Source organism: Allorhizobium pseudoryzae, assembly GCF_011046245.1.
Classification (GTDB): Bacteria; Pseudomonadota; Alphaproteobacteria; order Rhizobiales; family Rhizobiaceae; genus Neorhizobium; species Neorhizobium pseudoryzae.
The window spans coordinates 1,279,494-1,298,771 of record NZ_CP049241.1; the positions used below are offsets into that span (position 1 = coordinate 1,279,494).

The following is a 19,278-nucleotide window of genomic DNA, read 5'->3' on the forward strand; positions in this document are numbered from 1 at the left end:
GTGCCCATGTTCGATCGAATCCTCGAGGTCTTCCACCAACTGACCGGCGACCGTCCGTCCGGCGATTTCGCACCGGATGATCCCCGCGTCGCCTTCGTTGCCCTCTGTTTCCAGGTGATGGAAGCCGACGGAAGCGTCTCGAAGGACGAGCAGAACCGTTTGCAGGAGTTGCTGCGCGAACGCTACGAGCTCGACAAGGCGCATCTGGCGTCTTTGATGGAAACGGGCCGCGAGATGGGCTCGGAAGCGGTTGACTACTACCGTTTTACCTCCGATCTTAAACGTCATCTTGGTCCGGACGAATGCGTCGAGCTGGTGGGAGCCCTCTGGGATCTCGTTTATGCCGATGGCGAACGCAGCGAGATGGAAGATCACGTGATCTGGAGGATAGCGGATCTTCTGGGCGTTTCTGCCAGGGACCGGGTGCTGGAACGACAGAAGATTGCCGCACGAACCGCGGGAGGAGATACGGGAGGAGAGTGAGGACGACGCAATGCTGATGACACCTCTCCGCCCGCCCGCAAAGGCGCCCATCCTGGTCGTGCTTCACCAGGAGCGCTCCTCTCCCGGACGCGTCGGCCAGATGCTGGTCGAAAAGGGCTTTCCCCTCGATATCCGCCGCCCGGCGCTGGGCGATCCCCTGCCCGACACGCTGGCCGCCCATTCCGGCGCCGTCATCTTCGGCGGGCCGATGAGCGCCAATGATCCAGACCCCTTCGTCAAGACGGAGATCGACTGGGTCTCCGTGCCGCTGAAGGAAAACAAACCCTATCTCGGCATCTGTCTCGGTGCGCAGATGATGGTGAAGAATCTCGGTGGCAAGGTCGGTCCGGACCGGCACGGCCTTACCGAGATCGGCTGGTATCCGCTGCGCGCCACCGAACACGGCCGCCGCCTGATGCACTGGCCGCGCATGGTCTATCACTTCCACCGCGAAGGTTTTGACGTGCCGCGCGGCGTGCAGCTCTTGGCGGAAGGGGATGCCTATCCGCACCAGGCGATCCGCTACGGCGACAATGCCTGGGGCGTGCAGTTCCATGCCGAACTGACGCGGGCGATGATGCACAGCTGGGTGGTGCGCGGCGCCTCGCGCTTTGTTCTGCCCAACGCCCAGCAGGGCCGCGAACATCTTGAAGGCCGCATGATCTTCGACCAGCCGCTGAAAGCCTGGCTGTGGTCCTTCCTCGACATGGTGTTCGACCGGAAGGCACTGGCCGACCAGCCGGCGCTGCCGAAACTGGAGAAGACGCCGGCCTGACAGGGCGGCCTCCCGGCCCGGAGGCTTTACCGGTTGGAAGGCGCGTCGAGGCTGTCGATCTGCCGCAGCTTCGGAAAACCCATCGCCCAGACAACCGCCACCGCCAGCGTGCCGAAGCCGCCGATGACGACGGCTGGCACCGCACCGATGAGATGCGCCATGGTGCCCGCACGGAATTCCCCGAGCTCGTTCGAGGCACCGACGAAGACCATGTTGACGGCGTTGACCCGTCCGCGCACCTCGTCCGGCGTCCAGAGCATGATCAGGCTTTCGCGCACATAGACCGAGATCATGTCGGAGGCGCCCATCAGCATCAGCGCGCCGATCGACAGCCAGACCGTCTGCGACAGGCCGAAGACGACCGTTCCAACGCCGAACAGAGCAACGCCGACGAACATGAAGATGCCGGCGCGATGCTTGATGGGATAGGCCGCGAGCAGGACGGCAACGACGATGGCACCGATGCCGGGGGCTGACCGCAAAAGGCCAAGCCCCCAGGGGCCGAGCTCCAGGATATCCCGGGCAAAGACCGGCATCAGCGCGACGGCACCGCCGAGCAGGACGGCGAAGAGATCAAGCGAGATCGCCCCCAGCACCACCTTCTCGCCCCAGATGAAGCGGAAGCCGGCGAGGATGGTGGAGAGATTGACGGCCTTCGAGACGCTGCGCTGCTGGTTCGGCTTCGGGATGCTGATGATCAGCACCGCCGCTGCGGCCATGAAGGCGAGTGCGACGGAATAGGCAGCCGTGGCGCTGGCGCCGTAGAGCAGGCCGCCCGCGACCGGCCCGAGGATGGAGGCGGTCTGCCAGGAGGAGGAATTCCAGGCCACCGCATTCGGCAGCGCGTGTTCCGGCACGAGGTTCGGCGCCAGCGACTGGACGGCGGGCCCCATGAAGGCGCGCTCGATGCCGAAGACGATGAGGATCGCAAACACCGGCCAGGGCGAAAAACTGCCGGAGACCGTCAGGACGAACAATGCCGCGGTGCAGAGGCAGCCGATCATCAGGCAGATAGCCACGATGACCCTGCGGTTATAGCGGTCGGCAACGGTGCCGGTCACCAGGATCAAAAGCAGCGACGGCAGGAACTGGAAGAGCCCGATCAGGCCGAGATAGAGCGCATTGCCGGTGACATCGTACATCTGCCAGCCAACCGAGACGCTGACGATCTGGATGGCGAAGGCGCCGAGGAAGCGGCAGAAGAAGAAGCGCGTATAGGAACTATGCCGAAAGGCGGCAAAACGGTCATCGGATGCAAGAACGGACATGAAAAACGCTTTCCACCGGACGCTGCCGGAACGGGACGTCCGTTAAACATGATGAGCCAGACAAGTGCCTCGGCTCTTGCCGCCTAAGTCGCCAATGTCTACATGTCTGTCAACTCAGAAATGGAGACTTGGATGCTCGCGCTGTTTCAGACCATCGATCTGGCTTTGAACCTGTACACATGGGTGCTCATCATCAGCGCCATCTTCTCCTGGCTTTACGCCTTCAACGTCATCAATTCGAGCAACCAGTTCGTCAATTCGATCGGCACGATGCTCTACAACCTGACCGAGCCGGCGCTGCGCCCGATCCGCCGGGTGATGCCCAATCTCGGCGGCATCGACATCTCGCCGGTGATCCTGCTCTTGATCATCTTCTTCATCCGCTCGCTGATGTGGACGACGATCGTTCCGGCCCTGGTGTGATCGAGCGTGTGACCGAAGCGATCTCTGCCTTTGCCGATCACCTGCGCGTCAGCATCCGGCTGACGCCGAACGGGTCGCGCGATCAGATCGACGGCCTGGAGCAGTCGGATGATGGCGGATGCCATGTGAAGGCGAAGGTGACGGCCGTGCCGGAGGATGGCAAGGCCAACAAGGCGCTGGTGCAGTTGCTGGCCAAGCAGCTGCGCGTGCCGAAATCCTCGATCTCGGTCATTGCCGGCGAAACAACGCGCAAAAAAATCCTCCGGATCGAAGGCGAGCCGGAGGATCTGATGAAGAGGTTCAATGCGCTTCTGGCGCGCTGATCACTTCTGGGCGTTGTAGCGTTCGATGGCTTCGACGATCAGCTTCTTGGCCACCGTCACATCCTGCCAGCCGCCGATCTTCACCCACTTGCCGGGCTCCAGATCCTTGTAGTGCTCGAAGAAGTGCTCGATCTGCTTCAGAGTGATTTCCGGCAGATCCGTGTAGTTGTGGATCTTGTCGTAACGCTGGGTCAGCTTCGGCACCGGCACAGCGAGGATCTTTTCGTCCTTGCCGCCATCGTCTTCCATGATCATCACGCCGATCGGGCGAACAGCGATGACGCAACCCGGAACGAGCGGACGGGTGTTGCAGATCAGAACGTCCACCGGGTCGCCGTCTTCCGACAGCGTATGCGGCACGAAGCCGTAATTGCCCGGATAGGTCATCGGCGTGTAGAGGAAACGGTCGACGATCAGGGCGCCGGCTTCCTTGTCCATTTCGTACTTGATCGGGTGGCCGCCAACCGGCACTTCCACGATGACGTTGACATCGTCCGGCGGGTTCTTGCCGATCTTGATTGCATCAATACGCATGTTTCTCCCCGAGTGCTATGTATGAGAGCGTTGAAATGGGTGACGCCTCGATACTCAGAAAACCGGTGCAATGCAACACGGCCTTTCGGTGGAGAGAAAGGTGACGCTCAGGGCCAGACGAACCCGATCTTGCGAAGCCGCACGTCGGCAAAGTCTTCCATGCCTTCGGCCACATCCATGCCGCCATGCCGGCGAAAGAAACGGATTGCGTGTTCGCTGTCTTCCAGACACCAGACCACGAGACCGTTGCAGCCGAGCGATTTCAACAGCCGGCGGGCTTCGCCGAACAGTTTGCGGCCAAGGCCGATGCCCTGGAATTCCGGGCGCAGATAGATTTCGTAGATCTCGCCGTCCTGCGGCAGGGCACGGGCGCGGTTGAGCCCGATCGTGGCGTAACCGGCAATCGTGCCCTCGACATCGAGAACCAGAAGCGTTGCCGGGCCGCGGGTCGCCCGCCGCCACCAGGCTTCGCCACGCCGCTCGAGCATTTCCGTCAGCGGCCGGTGCGGAATGAGCCCGGCATAGGCCTGCGACCACGCCACCCGGTGAACCTCGGACACGGCCGTCGCATCGGCGGTTCCCGCCTGTCGAACATCAATGGAGAGTGTCTTCATGACAGTGCTTCTCACCTCGCCGCCGCAGATTCGCCTCCCGCGAGAACGGGCTGGCGAGACGTTGCCGCCCAATGCATCTTGGGGGCCGACGAAGAGAAGTTAACGCTTTTTTAACCGATGGAACAAGTGTCGGAAGCAAAGCGTCCATAAAAAAGCCCCGGATTTCGCCGGGGCTTTTTTTAAGGATCGATCGGTCGGATCAGGCGACGCGCGACTTTTCGAAGCGCTTGCGGTCGTTCGGGTCGAGATACATCTTGCGCAGACGGATCGACTTCGGCGTGACTTCCATCAGCTCGTCGTCCTGAATCCAGGAAAGCGCGCGGTCGAGCGTCATGCGGATCGGCGGGGTCAGCTTCACGGCTTCATCCTTGCCGGCGGCGCGGATGTTGGTGAGCTGCTTGCCCTTCAGCACGTTGACCTCGAGATCGTTATCGCGGCTGTGGATGCCGATGATCATGCCCTGATAGACCTTTTCGCCCGGCTCGATGATCATCGGACCACGGTCTTCGAGGTTGAACATGGCATAGGCGACAGCTTCGCCCGAACCGTTCGACAACAAAACACCGTTGTTGCGGCCGGCAATCGCGCCCTTGAACGGCTGGTAGCTATGGAACAGGCGGTTCATGATCGCGGTGCCGCGGGTATCGGTCAGCAGTTCCGACTGATAGCCGATGAGGCCGCGGGTCGGAGCCAGGAACTTCAGGCGAACGCGGTTGCCGCCGGAGGGGCGCAGTTCCGTCATTTCGGCCTTGCGCTCGGACATCTTCTGCACGACGACGCCGGAATGCTCCTCATCGACGTCGATGACGACTTCCTCGATCGGCTCCATGGTCTCGCCGGTCGCCTCGTCCTTGTGCATGACGACGCGCGGACGCGACACGGCAAGCTCGAAGCCTTCGCGGCGCATGGTTTCGATCAGAACGGCGAGCTGAAGTTCGCCGCGGCCGGAGACGAAGAACGAATCCTTGCCTTCGGCTTCTTCGATCTTGAGAGCGACGTTGCCTTCGGCTTCCTTGAACAGGCGGTCGCGGATGACGCGGCTCGTGACCTTGTCGCCTTCGGTGCCGGCGAGCGGGCTGTCGTTGACGATGAAGGACATGGTGACTGTCGGCGGATCGATCGGCTGCGCGGTCATCGCTTCGGTGACGGAGGGGTCACAGAAGGTATCGGCAACGGTGCCCTTGGAGAGACCGGCGATCGCGACGATATCGCCTGCATGGGCTTCTTCGATCGCGGTGCGCTCGATGCCGCGGAAGGCGAGAATCTTCGAAATACGACCGGATTCGATCGTCTTGCCGTCCTGGCCCAGAACCTTGACGGCCTGGTTCGGCTTGATCGAACCGGAGGCAATGCGACCGGTGATGATGCGGCCGAGGAAGTTGTTGGCTTCCAGGATCGTGCCGATCATGCGGAACGGGCCTTCTTCGACCGTGGGCTCCGGCACGTGCTTCAGAACGAGATCGAGAAGCGGGGCGAGACCCTCGTCCTTCGGACCTTCCGGATTGACGTTCATCCAGCCATCGCGACCCGAACCGTAGAGGATCGGGAAATCGAGCTGCTCGTCGGTGGCGTCGAGGTTGGCGAAGAGGTCGAACACCTCGTTGATGACTTCCTCGTGGCGGCCGTCCGGACGGTCGATCTTGTTGATCGCGACGATCGGGCGAAGACCGACCTTGAGGGCCTTCGAGACGACGAACTTCGTCTGCGGCATCGGGCCTTCGGAAGAATCGACGAGAACGATCGCGCCGTCCACCATCGACAGGATACGCTCGACTTCGCCGCCGAAATCGGCGTGGCCGGGGGTGTCGACGATGTTGATGCGCACACCCTTCCACTCGACCGAGGTGGCCTTGGCGAGAATGGTGATGCCGCGTTCCTTTTCGAGATCGTTCGAATCCATGACGCGTTCTGCAACACGCTGGTTTTCGCGGAACGAGCCGGACTGCTTCAGAAGTTCGTCGACAAGGGTCGTTTTCCCATGGTCAACGTGCGCGATGATCGCGATGTTGCGAAGTGCCATATTGGTTTCTCTGGGGCTGTGGCGCACGCCGGAAGCTCTACGCGCCAATTTTCATTTGGCGCGCTCATAGCCTGTTTTTCGCATTTGCGAAAGGGGGAGGCTGAACGCACGGTTAAAGCGGGGCAGATTCGAGCTCTCATCCGCCGCCGCCCTGGTAGCGCCGGAGGCAAGAACGCCAGAAGAAGAAGGCCGCCACGACCGAAAGAGGACCGGCCGCGAGACCGACCAGACCGGCAGCCTGGCCGAGATAGGGCACGGGCCGGCCGAGCAGCACCGACACCGGCACATAGGCCATGTAGCCGAGCGGAATGACCGACAGCAATGCGATCTGGAAGGGGCCGGCGAAGATGCTGGCCGGATAGCGCGACAGCTCCCAGAAGTCGAAATAGATGCCGAAGAGATAGCGTGCGCGGCCCAGTACCATGGCGCAGGCGCTGATGATGGTAATCATCGAGGCGGTGATCAGCGCCGCGCTGATGAGGCTGCCGGCCATCAGCAAGGATGTGGCGACCGTCCAGTCGATGGCAAGCTGCGGCAGGGCCCAGAGGATCAACCCGGCGCCGAGCAGGATATGCCCGCCATATTCGATGTTGAAGCCGGAAAAGACGAGATAGGCCCAGGGGTTCAGCGGCCGCACGAGCAACGTGTCGAACTCGCCGCCGAGCACGATCTCCTCCATGCGCCTCAGCTGCACGAGCGTGAAGCAGGCGCCGAGCGCATAACCCAGCGTGTGGAAGCCCAGAAGCAGCGCCATCTGCGGCCAGGACCAGCCACCGATGTTTTCGAAGCGGGTCAGGATCAGCCAGATCGACGTAAAGACGCCCGCATAGCCGAAAGCCTGGGCTGCCCAGGCAATCACCAGGCTGGCGCGGAACTCAAGCCGGGTCCTGACCCGAAGGCGCATGAGATAGAAGAGCAGGGAGAGCGTTTCGCGCATCCTCAGCCTCCCTGCACCACGACCTGGCCGCAGGCGCGCGACCAGACGAAGGAGACGGCCAGCGTGAGGACAGCGACCCAGGCACCACCAGCCAGCAGGTAGAAGAGCGACGTCATCAGATCTCGCTCGCCGAGATAGACGGCCATGGGATGATAGGTGATCCAGGAGAAGGGCAGCACATGCGCCACCTCCGCCAGTCCCTTCGGAAAGAACCAGATCGGCACCAGCCCGCCGGACAAGACGGCGAGGATGCCGCGCATGAACCATTCGAGCGAATGGGCATCGAACACCCAAAAGGAAAACAGGCCGACGAGGATGGCGGACAGCATCAGGATGCCGAGCGAGACCGCGAGAAATCCGAGGAAGAGCAGACCATGGCCAAGACTCGCCGGCGGCTGCACACCATAGATGAGGCCCATGATGACGATGACCGGCAGCGAGGTCATCAGCCAGTCGAAGAAGCGTGAGCCCAGTTGTTCGGCAAGCAGCATCACCGGATAGGCCACCGGACGCAGCAGGGTGGCGCCGATCGCGCCGGTGCGGATCGTTCCGCCGACCTCCCGGACGATCATCGTCGCATCCCAGCTGGAGAGAATGGTGCCGCCGATCAGCGCATAGGTGATCATCTGCGGCAGCGTGATGCCGTTCATGCTGCCATGGCCGGCAAACACCGCCTGCCAGATGGAGATGCGGGCGAGGATATCGACGAGCGTGCCGAAGATGCGGACAATCGTGCGGGAACGGTGTTCCAGCTCCCGCTGGAAGGCGGCACGGATGAGGGCGAGAAAGGCGCTCATGCGGCAGCCTTCGCCTGGTAATGCGTGCGGATGATCTCTTCGATGCCGGGTTCGTGCAGGCGGACGTCGCGCAGGTCCGTCTCCGTCTGGAGGGCTGCCAGCAGCTGGACGAGCGAGCGGCCGTCATCGGCAAGCAGGAATTCGCGGACATGCCCCTCCCCGCCGGCAGGTTCGGCATCCGGCAGGTGCACGACACCCGGTTCACCGGCAAACTCCAGCACCAGCCTGCGGCGCGCACCGAACCGGGTTCGAAGCGCATCGACAGCACCGTCGAACAGAAGCCGGCCTTCATCCACCATGATCAGGCGCGGGCAGATCTCCTCGATGTCCTGCAGGTCATGGGTGGTCAAGATAATCGTGGTGCCGCGCTCGCGGTTCATGCGCGACAGGAACTTGCGCACCACGTCCTTCGCCACCACGTCGAGGCCGATAGTCGGCTCGTCGAGAAAGAGGATTTTCGGATCATGCATCAGCGCCATGGCGATTTCGGCGCGCATGCGCTGGCCAAGGCTCAAGTGCCGCACGGGACGCTGCAGAAAGGAGGCGAGCCCCATCAGCGCGGTGAGATCGGCACGATTGCGCTCGAAGACCGGCTCCGGCACGCGGTACATGCGCCGGTGCAGTTCGAAGCTTTCGAAGAGCGGCAGTTCCCACCAGAGCTGCGTGCGCTGGCCGAAGACGACGCCGATATCGCGGGCATTGGCCACCCGCTCCGCCTGCGGATGGCGCCCGAGCACCGTCACCGTTCCGGAAGTAGGTGCGAGGATGCCGGTCAGCATCTTGATCATCGTCGATTTGCCGGCACCGTTCGGGCCGAGATAACCGACCGCCTCGCCGGCGGAGATCTCGAACGAGATGTCCTCGACCGCCCGGACAGGCTTCGTCACGGGCGCGATGAAGCTCTTCACCGCACCGGCAAAGCCCGGCTGCGGCACACGTTGCCGGAACGTCTTCGAAACGGAAGTTGCGGATATGATGGAAGTCATGGCGGGAAATCCTGACGCGTCCACCGCTTAAAGCGGGTCAGCATGAAGCTTATGCGACAGTCTTGCGATTCGCCCGCGACTTCTTGTGATGAATGGCATCGACGGGGCGAATGACCACCCCGTCGGTTCTTGTGAACCCCGGTTTACGCGTCGCTGCCGGAAAGCTCGCCCACCATGGCAAGCCCCTTCTTCTTTAGCATCGCATCCGGATCCGGCAGTTTGCCGCGGAAGGCCTTGTAGGTTTCCTCCGGATCGATCGAGCCGCCGACGGAATAGATGTTGTTCTTCAGCTTGCGCGCCATCACCGGATCAAAGGCATTGCCCGTCTCCTCGAAGGCGGAAAAGGCATCCGCATCCAGCACTTCCGACCACATGTAGGAATAGTAGCCCGCCGAATAACCGTCGCCGGAGAAGACATGCTGGAAGTGCGGGGTCGCGTGGCGCATGACGATGGAAGACGGCATGCCGATGCCGGACAGCACCTCGGCCTGCAACGCCATCGGATCCTCCACCGCGCCGTCGCACGTATGGAAGGCCATATCGACCAAAGCCGAGGAGGTATATTCCACCGTGTTGAAGCCGGCATTGAAGGTGCGGGCCGCCAGCACCTTGTCGAGCAGCGCCTTCGGCATCGGCGCGCCGGTTTCGTAATGCACGGCATAGCGGGTGAGGATGTCGGGCACCGTCAGCCAGTGTTCGTAAAGCTGCGAGGGCAGTTCGACGAAATCGCGCGAGACGCCGGTGCCCGAGACGGACGGATAGTTCACATCCGAGAGGATGCCGTGCAGGCCGTGGCCGAATTCGTGGAACAGCGTGCGGGCATCATCGAGCGACAGAAGCGCCGGCTTGCCTTCCGCGGGCTTTGCGAAGTTGCAGACATTGTAGATGATCGGCAGCTCGCCCTTGGTCCCGTTCTTCAAGGTAAGCTTGTGCTGGCTCTGGAAGGCACTCATCCAGGCCCCGGAGCGCTTGGAGGGCCGGGCGAAATAATCGCCGAGGAACATCGCCTTCAGCGTGCCGTCGCTCTCGCGCACCTCAAAGACGCGGACATCCGGGTGATAGGCTTCCACACCCTTCACTTCGGTGATGGTGATGCCGAACAGGCGATGGGCGACGTCAAAGCAGGCGTCGATGATCTTCTCGAGCTGCAGATAGGGTTTCAGTTCGGATTCGGAGAAATCGAACATCCGTTCGCGCAGCTTTTCCGCATAATAGCGCCAGTCATGCGGCTGAACCGGACCATTGATCCCGTCCTCGGCCATCAGGCCGGCGAGCGAGGATTCCTCGTCCAGCGCCTTGGAGCGTGCCTTCGCCCAGACCTTCATCAGGAGATCATTCACGTTGGCCGGGGTCTTCGCCATGGTTTCGTCGAGCTTGTAGGCAGCGAAGTTGGGATAGCCCAGCAGCTTGGCTTTCTCCGATCGCAAAGCCAGAACCTCCCGCACGATGGCGATATTGTCGCGCTCACCGCCATTTTCGCCGCGCTTCACCCAGGCGGCGAAGGCCTTTTCGCGCAGGTCCCGGCGACTGGAGAAGGTGAGGAAGGGCTCGATGATCGAGCGCGACAGCGTGACGGCGAAGCTGCCATCTGGCGCCCCACGTTCGCAGGCAGCACCGGTCATCGCATCGCGCAGGAAATCCGGCAGGCCGGCCAGATCCTCCTCGGCGGTCAAGATCATCGACCAGGCCTTTTCGTCGCCCAGCACGTTCTGGCCGAACTGCGCGCCAAGACCCGCCAGCCGTTCATTGATCGCCGCCAGCCGCTCCTGCTCGCCCTTGGAGAGTTTCGCACCGGCGCGCACAAAACCCTTCCAGTGCCGTTCCAGCACCCGGGTTTCCTCCAGCGTCAGGCCGAGGTTCTCGCGCGTCTCCCACAAGCGATCGACCCGCTGGAAGAGCGCATCGTTCATGGCAATCTTCGAATAATGGCGCGACATTTTGGGCGCGATCTCGCGCTCCAGCGACTGGATCTGCTCGTTGGTGTGGGCACCCGCCTTGTTCCAGAACAGCGCCGACACGCGGGACAGATCATCACCGGCAATTTCCAGCGCCGTGATGGTATTGCCAAAGCTTGGGCTTTCGGGGTTGTTGGCAATCGCATCGATCTCGGCATTGTGCAGTTCAAGTGCTGCATCGAAGGCAGAGGCAAAATCCTCGTCCTTGACCTGACTGAAATGCGGAAGGCCGTTCAGACCTTTCCACTCGACGAGCGCCGGATTGATCTTCGCGTGCATGGTCATCTGATAATCCCCTGAGGATGATGCTGAACTGTTCTTCTGCAACTGAAAAACGGCAAGTGTTGGAAGGCAACGGGCATGTCATACAAGAAGTGTTAACTGATTATTGACGATTGACGATTTCAAGCCCAGCTAATATATCCGGGACGATATCCGATGATCAGGATATGGCACCATGGAAATCACTTCCCTCAGCTGGTCCGGCAGCCTCCTGCACCAGGAAAAAGCCCGCGACACCCGAATGGAACGCCCCCAGTTCACCGTTCGTGCAGACGCACGCCCTGTGTTCGAGGTTCCGGACGTGGCGGCTTCGGACGTCGATTTCTCCGCGATGTCGCCACGGCTGCTGCGCGAGATCGCCCTGCAGAAATATGTCGCCGGCGACATTCAGCAAGATATCTACATTGCGCTGGCCCAGGAATTGCCGATGGAGGCCGCCGATTCGGCGGGCAATATCATCGACCTGTCCATGGTCACGGACGATACCGCCTTCGATTTCCAGTCCTACTTCCGCGAGCAGCGGGATCTCGCCGCCGCTCTCGGCGATGACGACCGGGCGTCGACCCTGAGCGCGGCACTGGAATTCGTAAAGGGCTGACCCTGCCCGCTTTCATGCCGGGAGATGACGTGATTTTCGGTTGCTTGCGCCGCCAAAGATAGTAAGCGTGCCTTAGCAACCGGCTGGACCTCATGGCAACGCGATACGAACTTCACGATCTGGGCTTTCTGCTCACCGACAGTGCACGGCTTCTGCGCACCGCCTTCGAGCGGCGCATTGGCGAGGCGGGACTGGGCGTCACCCCCGGCGAGGCCCGCACGCTCTTGAACATCCATGCGCTGAAGGGTGCCCGGCAGCTCGACATCGCCGCCCGGATGGGCGTCGAACCGATGACCGTCTGCTCTTTTCTCGACCGACTGCAGACCCAGGGCCTGATCGAGCGTCATCCGGATCCGGCGGACCGGCGCGCCAAACGCGTGACGCTGACGGAAGCCTCCGAACCGCTGATTGCCAAGCTGAAGCTGGAGATTGCCGACGTGCTGACCGATGCCTGCACGGGTCTGGGCGAAGAGGATGTCGACCGGCTGCGCCATGTGCTGACCACGCTCTCGATCAACCTTCAGGCCGCCGCCGCCCCGGACCAGGCGGACCTCTCTTGACCGCGGCCGAGATGAAACCGAAGCCGCTGATGAGCGAGGCAAGGACGACCTTTCTCGGCGCCCTTCTGACGACGCTCGGCCCCATTTCGATGGCGATCTACACACCGGCCATGCCGGAACTCGTGCGCGCCTTCGGCACGACGGAAGCCGCTATCAAGCTCAGCCTGTCGCTGTTCTTCGGCGGCTTTGCGCTGGCCCAGCTCGTGGCCGGTCCGCTCTCGGATGCGCTCGGCCGCAAGGCCGCGACGCTGATCTTCCTTGCCATCTATCTGGCCGGCTCATTGCTTGCAGCGGTTGCTCCCTCGGTGGAATTCATCCTGGCGGCGCGCCTCATCCAGGGTATCGGCGCCTCCGTCGGCGTCGTCGTCGGTCGCGCGATCGTGCGCGACCTCTATGTCGGCACCGACGCCGCGCGCATCCTCAACACGATCGGTATCTTTCTGGCGATCGGCCCGGCCATGGGCCCGACACTGGGCGGCCTGACGCTCGCCACCTTCAGCTGGCACGCGGTGTTCGTGCTGATGATTGCCTTCGGCATCGCCGCGGGTCTCTGCACGGTCTTCCTGCTGCGCGAAACCGTGACCCCGGACCTTGCCCGCCTGCAGCCGGCCCGGCTGGTGCAGAACTATCTCCACGTCGCGCGCAACCGGCAATTCCTGGCGGCGGCGGTGATCCTCAGCGGCACGATCGGCGCGCTCTATACGCAGGCCACCATGCTCTCCTTCGTGCTGATCAACCGGGTGGGGCTGACGCCCACGCAGTTCGGCATCGGCATGCTGATGCAATCCGGCTTCTACCTGCTGGGCTCAATTACCCTGAAACTTGTCGTCCAGCGGCTGGGTGGGGCGCGCTGTGCGTTGATCGGCATCACGCTCTGCGGCATCGGCGGCACGCTGATGGCGCTGTCGGTGGCACTGGTGCCGCCCTTCTTCCTGTCCATCATGGGGCCGGTGGCGATCTGCACCTTCGGCCTTGCCCTTTTGACCCCCTATATCGTGACGCTGAGCCTTGCGCCCTTTGCGCATGTCGCGGGCTCCGCTTCGGCCCTCAGCGGCTTTCTGCAGATGGGCTCGGGTTTTGTCGGCGGTATTGCCGCCGCATTGATCGGTGATCCGCTCACCGCCTTCGGCATCATCATCCCGACCATGGAACTTTGCGCGGTGGCGGGTTTTCTCTGGCTGCGCCACCTCACCCGCCACGCATGAAAAACCCGCCCTCCGGTGTGGAGAGCGGGTCAGATCGTTGAGCCTCGTCAGGAAGATTACTTGCCGAGATTGCGCTTCGCGAGCGTGCGCAGGCGAAGGGCGTTCAGCTTGATGAAACCGGCGGCATCCTTCTGGTCATAGGCGCCCTGGTCGTCTTCGAAAGTCACCAGCTTGTCGGAATAGAGCGACTTCGCCGACTCACGGCCGGTGACCATGACATTGCCCTTGTAGAGCTTCAGCGTCACTTCGCCTTCCACATGCTCCTGGCTCTTGTCGATGAGAGCCTGCAGCATTTCGCGCTCCGGCGAGAACCAGAAGCCGTAATAGATGAGCTCCGCATAACGCGGCATCAGCTCATCCTTGAGATGGGCGGCGCCACGGTCGAGCGTGATCGACTCGATCGCGCGGTGGGCGGCGAGCAGGATGGTGCCGCCGGGGGTCTCGTACACGCCGCGGCTCTTCATGCCGACGAAGCGGTTTTCGACGAGATCGAGACGACCGATGCCATTGTCGCGGCCGTAATTGTTGAGTTCGGCGAGCAGCGTCGCCGGGCTCATCTCGACGCCGTTGATCGAGCAGGCGTCACCCTTGCGGAAGCCGACCTTGATGACGGTCGCCTTGTCCGGTGCGGCTTCCGGCGAAATCGTGCGCATGTGCACGTATTCCGGCGCTTCCTGCGCCGGATCTTCCAGCACCTTGCCTTCGGAGGAGGAGTGCAGAAGGTTGGCATCGACGGAGAACGGCGCCTCGCCCTTCTTGTCCTTCGCCACCGGGATCTGGTGCTGTTCGGCGAAGTTCAAAAGATCGGTACGGCTCTTGAACGACCAGTCGCGCCAGGGGGCGATGATCTTGATGTCCGGGTTCAGCGCATAGGCCGACAGCTCGAAGCGGACCTGGTCATTGCCCTTGCCGGTGGCGCCATGGGCAATCGCATCGGCGCCGGTCTTCTTGGCAATCTCGATCAGGTGCTTGGAGATCAGCGGACGGGCAATCGACGTGCCGAGCAGGTAGACACCTTCATAGACGGCATTGGCGCGGAACATCGGGAAGACGAAATCGCGCACGAATTCCTCGCGCACGTCCTCGATGAAGATCTCCTTGATGCCAAGCATCTCGGCCTTCTTGCGGGCCGGCTCGAGCTCTTCGCCCTGGCCGAGATCGGCGGTGAAGGTGACGACTTCAGCGCCAAGTTCGGTCTGGAGCCATTTCAGGATGATCGAGGTGTCGAGACCGCCGGAATAGGCGAGGACGACTTTCTTCACGTCTTTGGGGAGTGCCATATCGATTGCGTTCCGTCTGGAGGGCAGGCCGTTCAAAGCCTGCCGCTTGAAGTCTGGGATCGCGGCACTTTTAGCAAGTTTGCGGCAGCGTGCAAGGGCAAGCGCGGGCCCAAAGCGTCACAGATGTCGGCCAATGTTCATGCGTTGGTGAAGGATGCGGATGAGAATGATCGATGCTGCCTTTTCTTGGTAAATCAGGTAATGGGAGCGAAAGGACAGCGACATGGCACCCTTGCGGATGTGATTGATGGACTTTCCGTTTCTCGTCCCTCGGCAAACCTCCTGCAATGCCTGTCGAATACCGAAGGTATAATCTTCCGCCTGATCCTGTCCCCAACGCGCCTCGGTGTAGTCGTAGATTTCATCTATATCGTCGCCAGCGCGCGGCGAAATGATGAGGTTCTTCATCGCGATGCATTTCGTGCACGCTTCCGCTCAATGAAGGCATCGAAATCAAACGGCTGCGGCTCGCCCGACGCCTCGCCCTCCTCGATGGCCGCGCGGATGGCCAGCAATCCATCTTGGTCGCGCAGCAGTTCGAGGGCTGCCTCGACAACCTCGGCTTCCGATGCGTAGTCCCCGACGCTCACCTTGTGCTCCATGAACTCGGCCAGCTCGCCCTCAACGGTGATTGTTGCAATCTTGCCCATGCCTCATCCTCCGGCCAAAGCCCGTCCTGTTGACGATGTGCCGGCAGGATACCATATCCGCGGCGAGCTTAAACACCGAAACAACCTGCGGAGCTTTGCCCATGATCCATCAGCATCCCGCCCTGCAACAGGGTCACGTGGCCGTCGTCACCGGCGCCGCCTCCGGCATCGGCCTTGCCGCCGCCAAGGCCTTTGCCAGGCTCGGCCTCTGTGTCGTGCTCGTTGATCTGGAGGGTGACAAACTGGCAGAGGCCTGCCGCGAGGTTGCAGCCCTGTCTGCCGGCGGCGAGGCGGATGTGGTGGCGATCGGTACCGATGTCGCAAAGCTGGACGAGGTGGAGGCCCTGGAACGTGCGGTGATCCAGCGTTTCGGGCGGGTGCATGTGCTGATGAACAATGCCGGCATCCAGCCCGGCAGTTCGCTGTTCGGCCCGCAGGCCAACTGGGACAACGTGCTGGCCGTCAACCTGATGGGCGTGATCCACGGCACGCGCGCTTTCGGTCCCGGCATGATCGCCCACAACGATCCTGCACTGATCATCAATACCGGCTCCAAGCAGGGCATCACCACGCCCCCCGGCGATCCGGCCTACAACGTCGCCAAGGCGGGCGTGAAAGCCTTTACGGAGGCGCTGGAGCACGAGTTGCGCAACATCGAGGGCGGCCATATCTCGGCGCATCTGCTGATTCCGGGCTTCGTCTATACCGGGCTCACCGCCAACGGCCGCACCGAAAAGCCGGCAGGCGCCTGGACGCCGGAACAGACGGTGGACTTCATGCTGGACAGCCTGACGCGCGGCGATTTCTACATCCTCTGCCCGGACAATGACGTGGACCGCAAGACGGACGAGCGCCGCATGGCCTGGGCGATCGGCGACATCATCGAAAACCGCCCGCCGCTGTCACGCTGGCACAAGGATCATGCCGAGGCGGCCAAGACTTTCATCAGCCAAAGAGACTGATTGGCAATCGCCTGCGCAGCTTGTAAGTCTCGGTGAACATCCGTTTGCCGAGACCACTTCCATGGATTTTCTGCCGAACCTGCCGACCCTCGTCACTTTCACGGGCATGTGCCTGCTTCTGGCGATTACGCCGGGGCCGGATATGACCCTGTCGATCAGCCGCGCGCTGTCGCAGGGGAGCAAGCGGGCGCTTTACGTCGTGCTCGGCACGACGATCGGCATCATGATCCATACGCTTCTGGTGGCGTTCGGCGTCTCGGCCCTGATCACCGCCTCGCCGACCGCTTTCTTCCTGCTGAAGACCGGTGGCGCCGCCTATCTGCTGTGGCTTGCCATCCAGGCGGTGCGCTACGGCTCGAACCTCAAGGTGGAAGCCGTCGAGGGACCGAAGTCCTCCGCCTGGAGCAACATTTCCACCGGTCTCTGGGTCAACCTGCTGAACCCCAAGGTGATCATCTTCTTCATGACCTTCCTGCCGCAGTTCGTCACGGCGGGCGATCCGGCGGTGACCCAGAAGCTGATCTTCCTCGGCTTCTTCTTCATCTTCGTCGGCAGCCCGGTCAATGTGGTGGTCATCCTCGCGGCAGACAAACTGGCCAAATGGCTGCAGGCCAACCCGAAAATCCTACGCGGCATCGATTACACCTTTGCCGGCGTCTTTTCCGTCTTTGCCGTGAAGATCTTCATGACCCAGGCGCGCTGAGCCATCGGGCTCAGCTGAGGTCGAGGCCCATCTGCCAGAAGTCGGCCTCAAGCCGCGTGGCATCACGAAACACCACGGACAACTGCTTGAGCCGCCCGTCATCGACCTTTGCCAGCCTGTCGTTCAGCCAGCGCAGTTCGGCAGACACCAGTTCCTGATACTCCTCGCCGGCATACATTGCGATCCAGTCGGCATAGGGATTGTCCTCGCGCAGCGTAAACGGCTGCTGCCGGATCCAGGTCGCGATCTCGCCATAACCGATGATGCAGGGCGCAAGTGCCACATGCAGGTCGAGGAGATCGCCGCTCATACCGGCATCGAGCACATAGCGGGTATAGGCAAGCGTCGCCTTGGATTCGGCAAGCTCGGCCAGATCCATCTCGGAAATCCCCCACTCAGCGCAGTAGCCGATATGCAGGCCAAGTTCGATATCGACGATGGCCTTCAGGCTGTCGAGGCTTTGACGGAGGTCCGCAAGGTTGCGGCTCTTGTAGACCGCGAGCCCCCAGGCGCGGGCGAACTGGATCAGGAACAGGTAATCCTGCTTCAGGTAATGCTGAAACGCCTCTTGCGGCAGAGACCCCATCGCAAGCTCCCGCACGTAGCGATGCTCGACATAGGCTTGCCAGTCCGCCGCATGCGCCTGCTTCAGCGTCTCGAAGGGCGTCGGCATGGCGCTCAATCGTCCTCGCCGTGGCCGGCGATCATCATCGCTTCGAAGGCGAGCCGCTCGGTCTTGCGCATGCGTTCCGATTCCGACTTCAGCTGGCCGCAGGCGGCGAGAATGTCGCGACCGCGCGGCGTGCGGATCGGCGAGGCATAACCAGCCTGGTTGATGAAATCGGCGAACTTCTCGATCGTCGCCCAGTCCGAACACTGGTAATTGGTGCCCGGCCAGGGGTTGAACGGAATGAGGTTGATCTTGGCGGGAACACCCTTCAGAAGCTTCACCAGTTCCTTGGCATCCTCCAGGCTGTCGTTAACATCCTTCAGCATCACATATTCGAAGGTGATACGACGGGCATTCGAGAGGCCCGGATAATTCCGGCAGGCGTCGATCAGCTCCTTCAGCGGATATTTCTTGTTGATCGGCACCAGCATGTCGCGCAGCTCATCGCGTACAGCATGCAGCGAAATCGCCAGCATGACGCCGATCTCGTCACCGGTTCGGAAGATTTCCGGCACCACGCCGGAGGTAGAGAGCGTCACGCGTCGCTTCGACAGCGACAGGCCATCGCCGTCGGTCGCGATCAGCAGCGCATCCTTCACATTGTCAAAATTGTAGAGCGGCTCACCCATGCCCATCATGACGATGTTCGTGACCTTGCGCTCACCGGTCGGCACGAAGGCACCGGGCGGCGTATCCGTGCCCGGGAAATCACCCAGACGATCGCGCGCCAGAAGCAGCTGGCTGAGGATTTCCTCCGCCGTCAGGTTGCGCACCAGGCGCTGCGTGCCCGTGTGGCAGAAGGAGCAGGTGAGCGAACAGCCGACCTGGCTCGAAATGCACAGCGTGCCACGGCCTTCTTCGGGAATGTAGACGGTTTCCACCTCGACCGGGCGGCCGGCGCCGCGCGGCGGAAAGCGCAGCAGCCATTTTCGGGTGCCGTCGTTGGACACCTGTTCCTCGACGATTTCCGGACGCGCGATGGTGAAATGCTGCTTCAGCATCTCGCGCATGTCCTTCGCCACATTGGTCATGGCATCGAAATCGGACACGCCGCGAATATAAAGCCAGTGCCAGAGCTGGCTGACGCGCATGCGCACCTGCTTTTCCGGCACGCCCTTCTCGATCAGCGCCTTGCCCATCTGTTCGCGGGTCAGGCCGATCAGCGAGGGCTTGCCGGACATGAGATCCGGCTGCGGCACGAGCGGCGGCTTGACGGTGGGGGCCGGTGCGGCAACTTGCGATACGGACATGGT

General features: G+C 62.1%; 22 protein-coding genes. 9 read left to right on the forward strand and 13 right to left on the reverse strand.

The annotated features are described in order from the left end of the window. Positions 1–6: 6 nt before the first annotated feature. Positions 7–483 (forward strand): tellurite resistance TerB family protein, encoded by a 477-nt coding sequence (locus G6N78_RS06295; protein ID WP_165216656.1) that lies wholly within the window; start codon positions 7–9, stop codon positions 481–483. 10 nt (positions 484–493) lie between these two features. Then, the gene (locus G6N78_RS06300; protein WP_165216657.1) at positions 494–1,258 is read left to right on the forward strand and encodes a glutamine amidotransferase; all 765 of its coding nucleotides are present in this window, start codon (positions 494–496) and stop codon (positions 1,256–1,258) included. A gap of 26 nt (positions 1,259–1,284) precedes the next feature. On the opposite strand, the gene G6N78_RS06305 is transcribed toward G6N78_RS06300, so the two are convergent. Then, complete coding sequence (locus tag G6N78_RS06305; protein ID WP_165216659.1) at positions 1,285–2,526, reverse strand: MFS transporter; 1,242 nt, start codon at positions 2,524–2,526, stop codon at positions 1,285–1,287. Positions 2,527–2,658: 132 nt separating this feature from the next. Here G6N78_RS06305 and G6N78_RS06310 point away from each other — a divergent pair, with 132 nt between their 5' ends. Beyond that, positions 2,659–2,949: a YggT family protein gene (locus G6N78_RS06310; RefSeq protein WP_234905891.1), complete on the forward strand. Its 291-nt coding sequence runs from the start codon at positions 2,659–2,661 to the stop codon at positions 2,947–2,949. Positions 2,950–2,957: 8 nt separating this feature from the next. Continuing rightward, on the forward strand, positions 2,958–3,272 hold the full coding sequence (locus G6N78_RS06315) for a DUF167 domain-containing protein (protein WP_165221358.1): 315 nt from the start codon (positions 2,958–2,960) through the stop codon (positions 3,270–3,272). Here the strand turns inward: G6N78_RS06315 and ppa are convergent, their stop codons facing one another. The 7 genes from ppa to G6N78_RS06350 all read right to left on the reverse strand — a co-directional run bounded on the left by ppa (position 3,273) and on the right by G6N78_RS06350 (position 11,400). Further along, positions 3,273–3,806: an inorganic diphosphatase gene (gene ppa / locus G6N78_RS06320; protein ID WP_165216663.1), complete on the reverse strand. Its 534-nt coding sequence runs from the start codon at positions 3,804–3,806 to the stop codon at positions 3,273–3,275. A gap of 107 nt (positions 3,807–3,913) precedes the next feature. Next, positions 3,914–4,420 (reverse strand): GNAT family N-acetyltransferase, encoded by a 507-nt coding sequence (locus G6N78_RS06325; RefSeq protein WP_165216665.1) that lies wholly within the window; start codon positions 4,418–4,420, stop codon positions 3,914–3,916. A 199-nt stretch (positions 4,421–4,619) separates the two neighbouring features. After that, a complete protein-coding gene (typA, locus tag G6N78_RS06330) occupies positions 4,620–6,440 on the reverse strand; it encodes a translational GTPase TypA (protein ID WP_165216667.1) in 1,821 nt (606 codons plus the stop codon). A gap of 136 nt (positions 6,441–6,576) precedes the next feature. Beyond that, positions 6,577–7,377, reverse strand: a complete 801-nt coding sequence (locus G6N78_RS06335; RefSeq protein WP_165216669.1) for an ABC transporter permease — start codon at positions 7,375–7,377, stop codon at positions 6,577–6,579. A gap of 2 nt (positions 7,378–7,379) precedes the next feature. Further along, on the reverse strand, positions 7,380–8,174 hold the full coding sequence (locus tag G6N78_RS06340; RefSeq protein WP_165216671.1) for an ABC transporter permease: 795 nt from the start codon (positions 8,172–8,174) through the stop codon (positions 7,380–7,382). Then, positions 8,171–9,160 (reverse strand): ABC transporter ATP-binding protein, encoded by a 990-nt coding sequence (locus G6N78_RS06345; protein WP_165216673.1) that lies wholly within the window; start codon positions 9,158–9,160, stop codon positions 8,171–8,173. The genes G6N78_RS06340 and G6N78_RS06345 overlap by 4 nt, the downstream gene beginning before the upstream one ends. 143 nt (positions 9,161–9,303) lie before the next feature. Beyond that, positions 9,304–11,400, reverse strand: coding sequence for a M3 family metallopeptidase (locus G6N78_RS06350; RefSeq protein ID WP_165216675.1), 2,097 nt, complete (start codon positions 11,398–11,400; stop codon positions 9,304–9,306). A 172-nt stretch (positions 11,401–11,572) separates the two neighbouring features. Here G6N78_RS06350 and G6N78_RS06355 point away from each other — a divergent pair, with 172 nt between their 5' ends. From G6N78_RS06355 to G6N78_RS06365, 3 genes are all read left to right on the forward strand, one after another. Next, positions 11,573–11,995, forward strand: coding sequence for a hypothetical protein (locus tag G6N78_RS06355; protein WP_165216677.1), 423 nt, complete (start codon positions 11,573–11,575; stop codon positions 11,993–11,995). Positions 11,996–12,087: 92 nt separating this feature from the next. Further along, positions 12,088–12,555 (forward strand): MarR family winged helix-turn-helix transcriptional regulator, encoded by a 468-nt coding sequence (locus G6N78_RS06360; RefSeq protein ID WP_165216679.1) that lies wholly within the window; start codon positions 12,088–12,090, stop codon positions 12,553–12,555. 29 nt (positions 12,556–12,584) lie between these two features. Continuing rightward, positions 12,585–13,760: a multidrug effflux MFS transporter gene (locus G6N78_RS06365; protein ID WP_165216680.1), complete on the forward strand. Its 1,176-nt coding sequence runs from the start codon at positions 12,585–12,587 to the stop codon at positions 13,758–13,760. 56 nt (positions 13,761–13,816) lie between these two features. On the opposite strand, the gene G6N78_RS06370 is transcribed toward G6N78_RS06365, so the two are convergent. The 3 genes from G6N78_RS06370 to G6N78_RS06380 form a co-directional block, all read right to left on the reverse strand. Further along, positions 13,817–15,040 carry an argininosuccinate synthase gene (locus G6N78_RS06370; RefSeq protein ID WP_165216682.1) on the reverse strand — a complete coding sequence of 408 codons (1,224 nt, stop codon included), beginning with the start codon at positions 15,038–15,040 and terminating at the stop codon, positions 13,817–13,819. A 117-nt stretch (positions 15,041–15,157) separates the two neighbouring features. Next, positions 15,158–15,448 (reverse strand): type II toxin-antitoxin system RelE/ParE family toxin, encoded by a 291-nt coding sequence (locus tag G6N78_RS06375; RefSeq protein WP_165216684.1) that lies wholly within the window; start codon positions 15,446–15,448, stop codon positions 15,158–15,160. Beyond that, positions 15,445–15,690, reverse strand: a complete 246-nt coding sequence (locus G6N78_RS06380) for a type II toxin-antitoxin system ParD family antitoxin (protein WP_165216686.1) — start codon at positions 15,688–15,690, stop codon at positions 15,445–15,447. Before G6N78_RS06380 ends, G6N78_RS06375 begins: the two co-directional genes overlap by 4 nt. 101 nt (positions 15,691–15,791) lie before the next feature. Here G6N78_RS06380 and G6N78_RS06385 point away from each other — a divergent pair, with 101 nt between their 5' ends. Both G6N78_RS06385 and G6N78_RS06390 read left to right on the forward strand, forming a co-directional pair. Continuing rightward, positions 15,792–16,652: an SDR family NAD(P)-dependent oxidoreductase gene (locus G6N78_RS06385; protein ID WP_165216688.1), complete on the forward strand. Its 861-nt coding sequence runs from the start codon at positions 15,792–15,794 to the stop codon at positions 16,650–16,652. Between the two features lie 61 nt (positions 16,653–16,713). Next, positions 16,714–17,355 carry a LysE family translocator gene (locus G6N78_RS06390; protein WP_165216689.1) on the forward strand — a complete coding sequence of 214 codons (642 nt, stop codon included), beginning with the start codon at positions 16,714–16,716 and terminating at the stop codon, positions 17,353–17,355. Between the two features lie 10 nt (positions 17,356–17,365). On the opposite strand, the gene tenA is transcribed toward G6N78_RS06390, so the two are convergent. Both tenA and rlmN read right to left on the reverse strand, forming a co-directional pair. Further along, a complete protein-coding gene (gene tenA / locus G6N78_RS06395) occupies positions 17,366–18,028 on the reverse strand; it encodes a thiaminase II (protein WP_165216699.1) in 663 nt (220 codons plus the stop codon). 5 nt (positions 18,029–18,033) lie between these two features. Then, entirely contained in the window at positions 18,034–19,275 is a 1,242-nt protein-coding gene (gene rlmN / locus G6N78_RS06400) for a dual-specificity RNA methyltransferase RlmN (protein WP_165216708.1), read from the reverse strand. Positions 19,276–19,278: the final 3 nt, after the last annotated feature.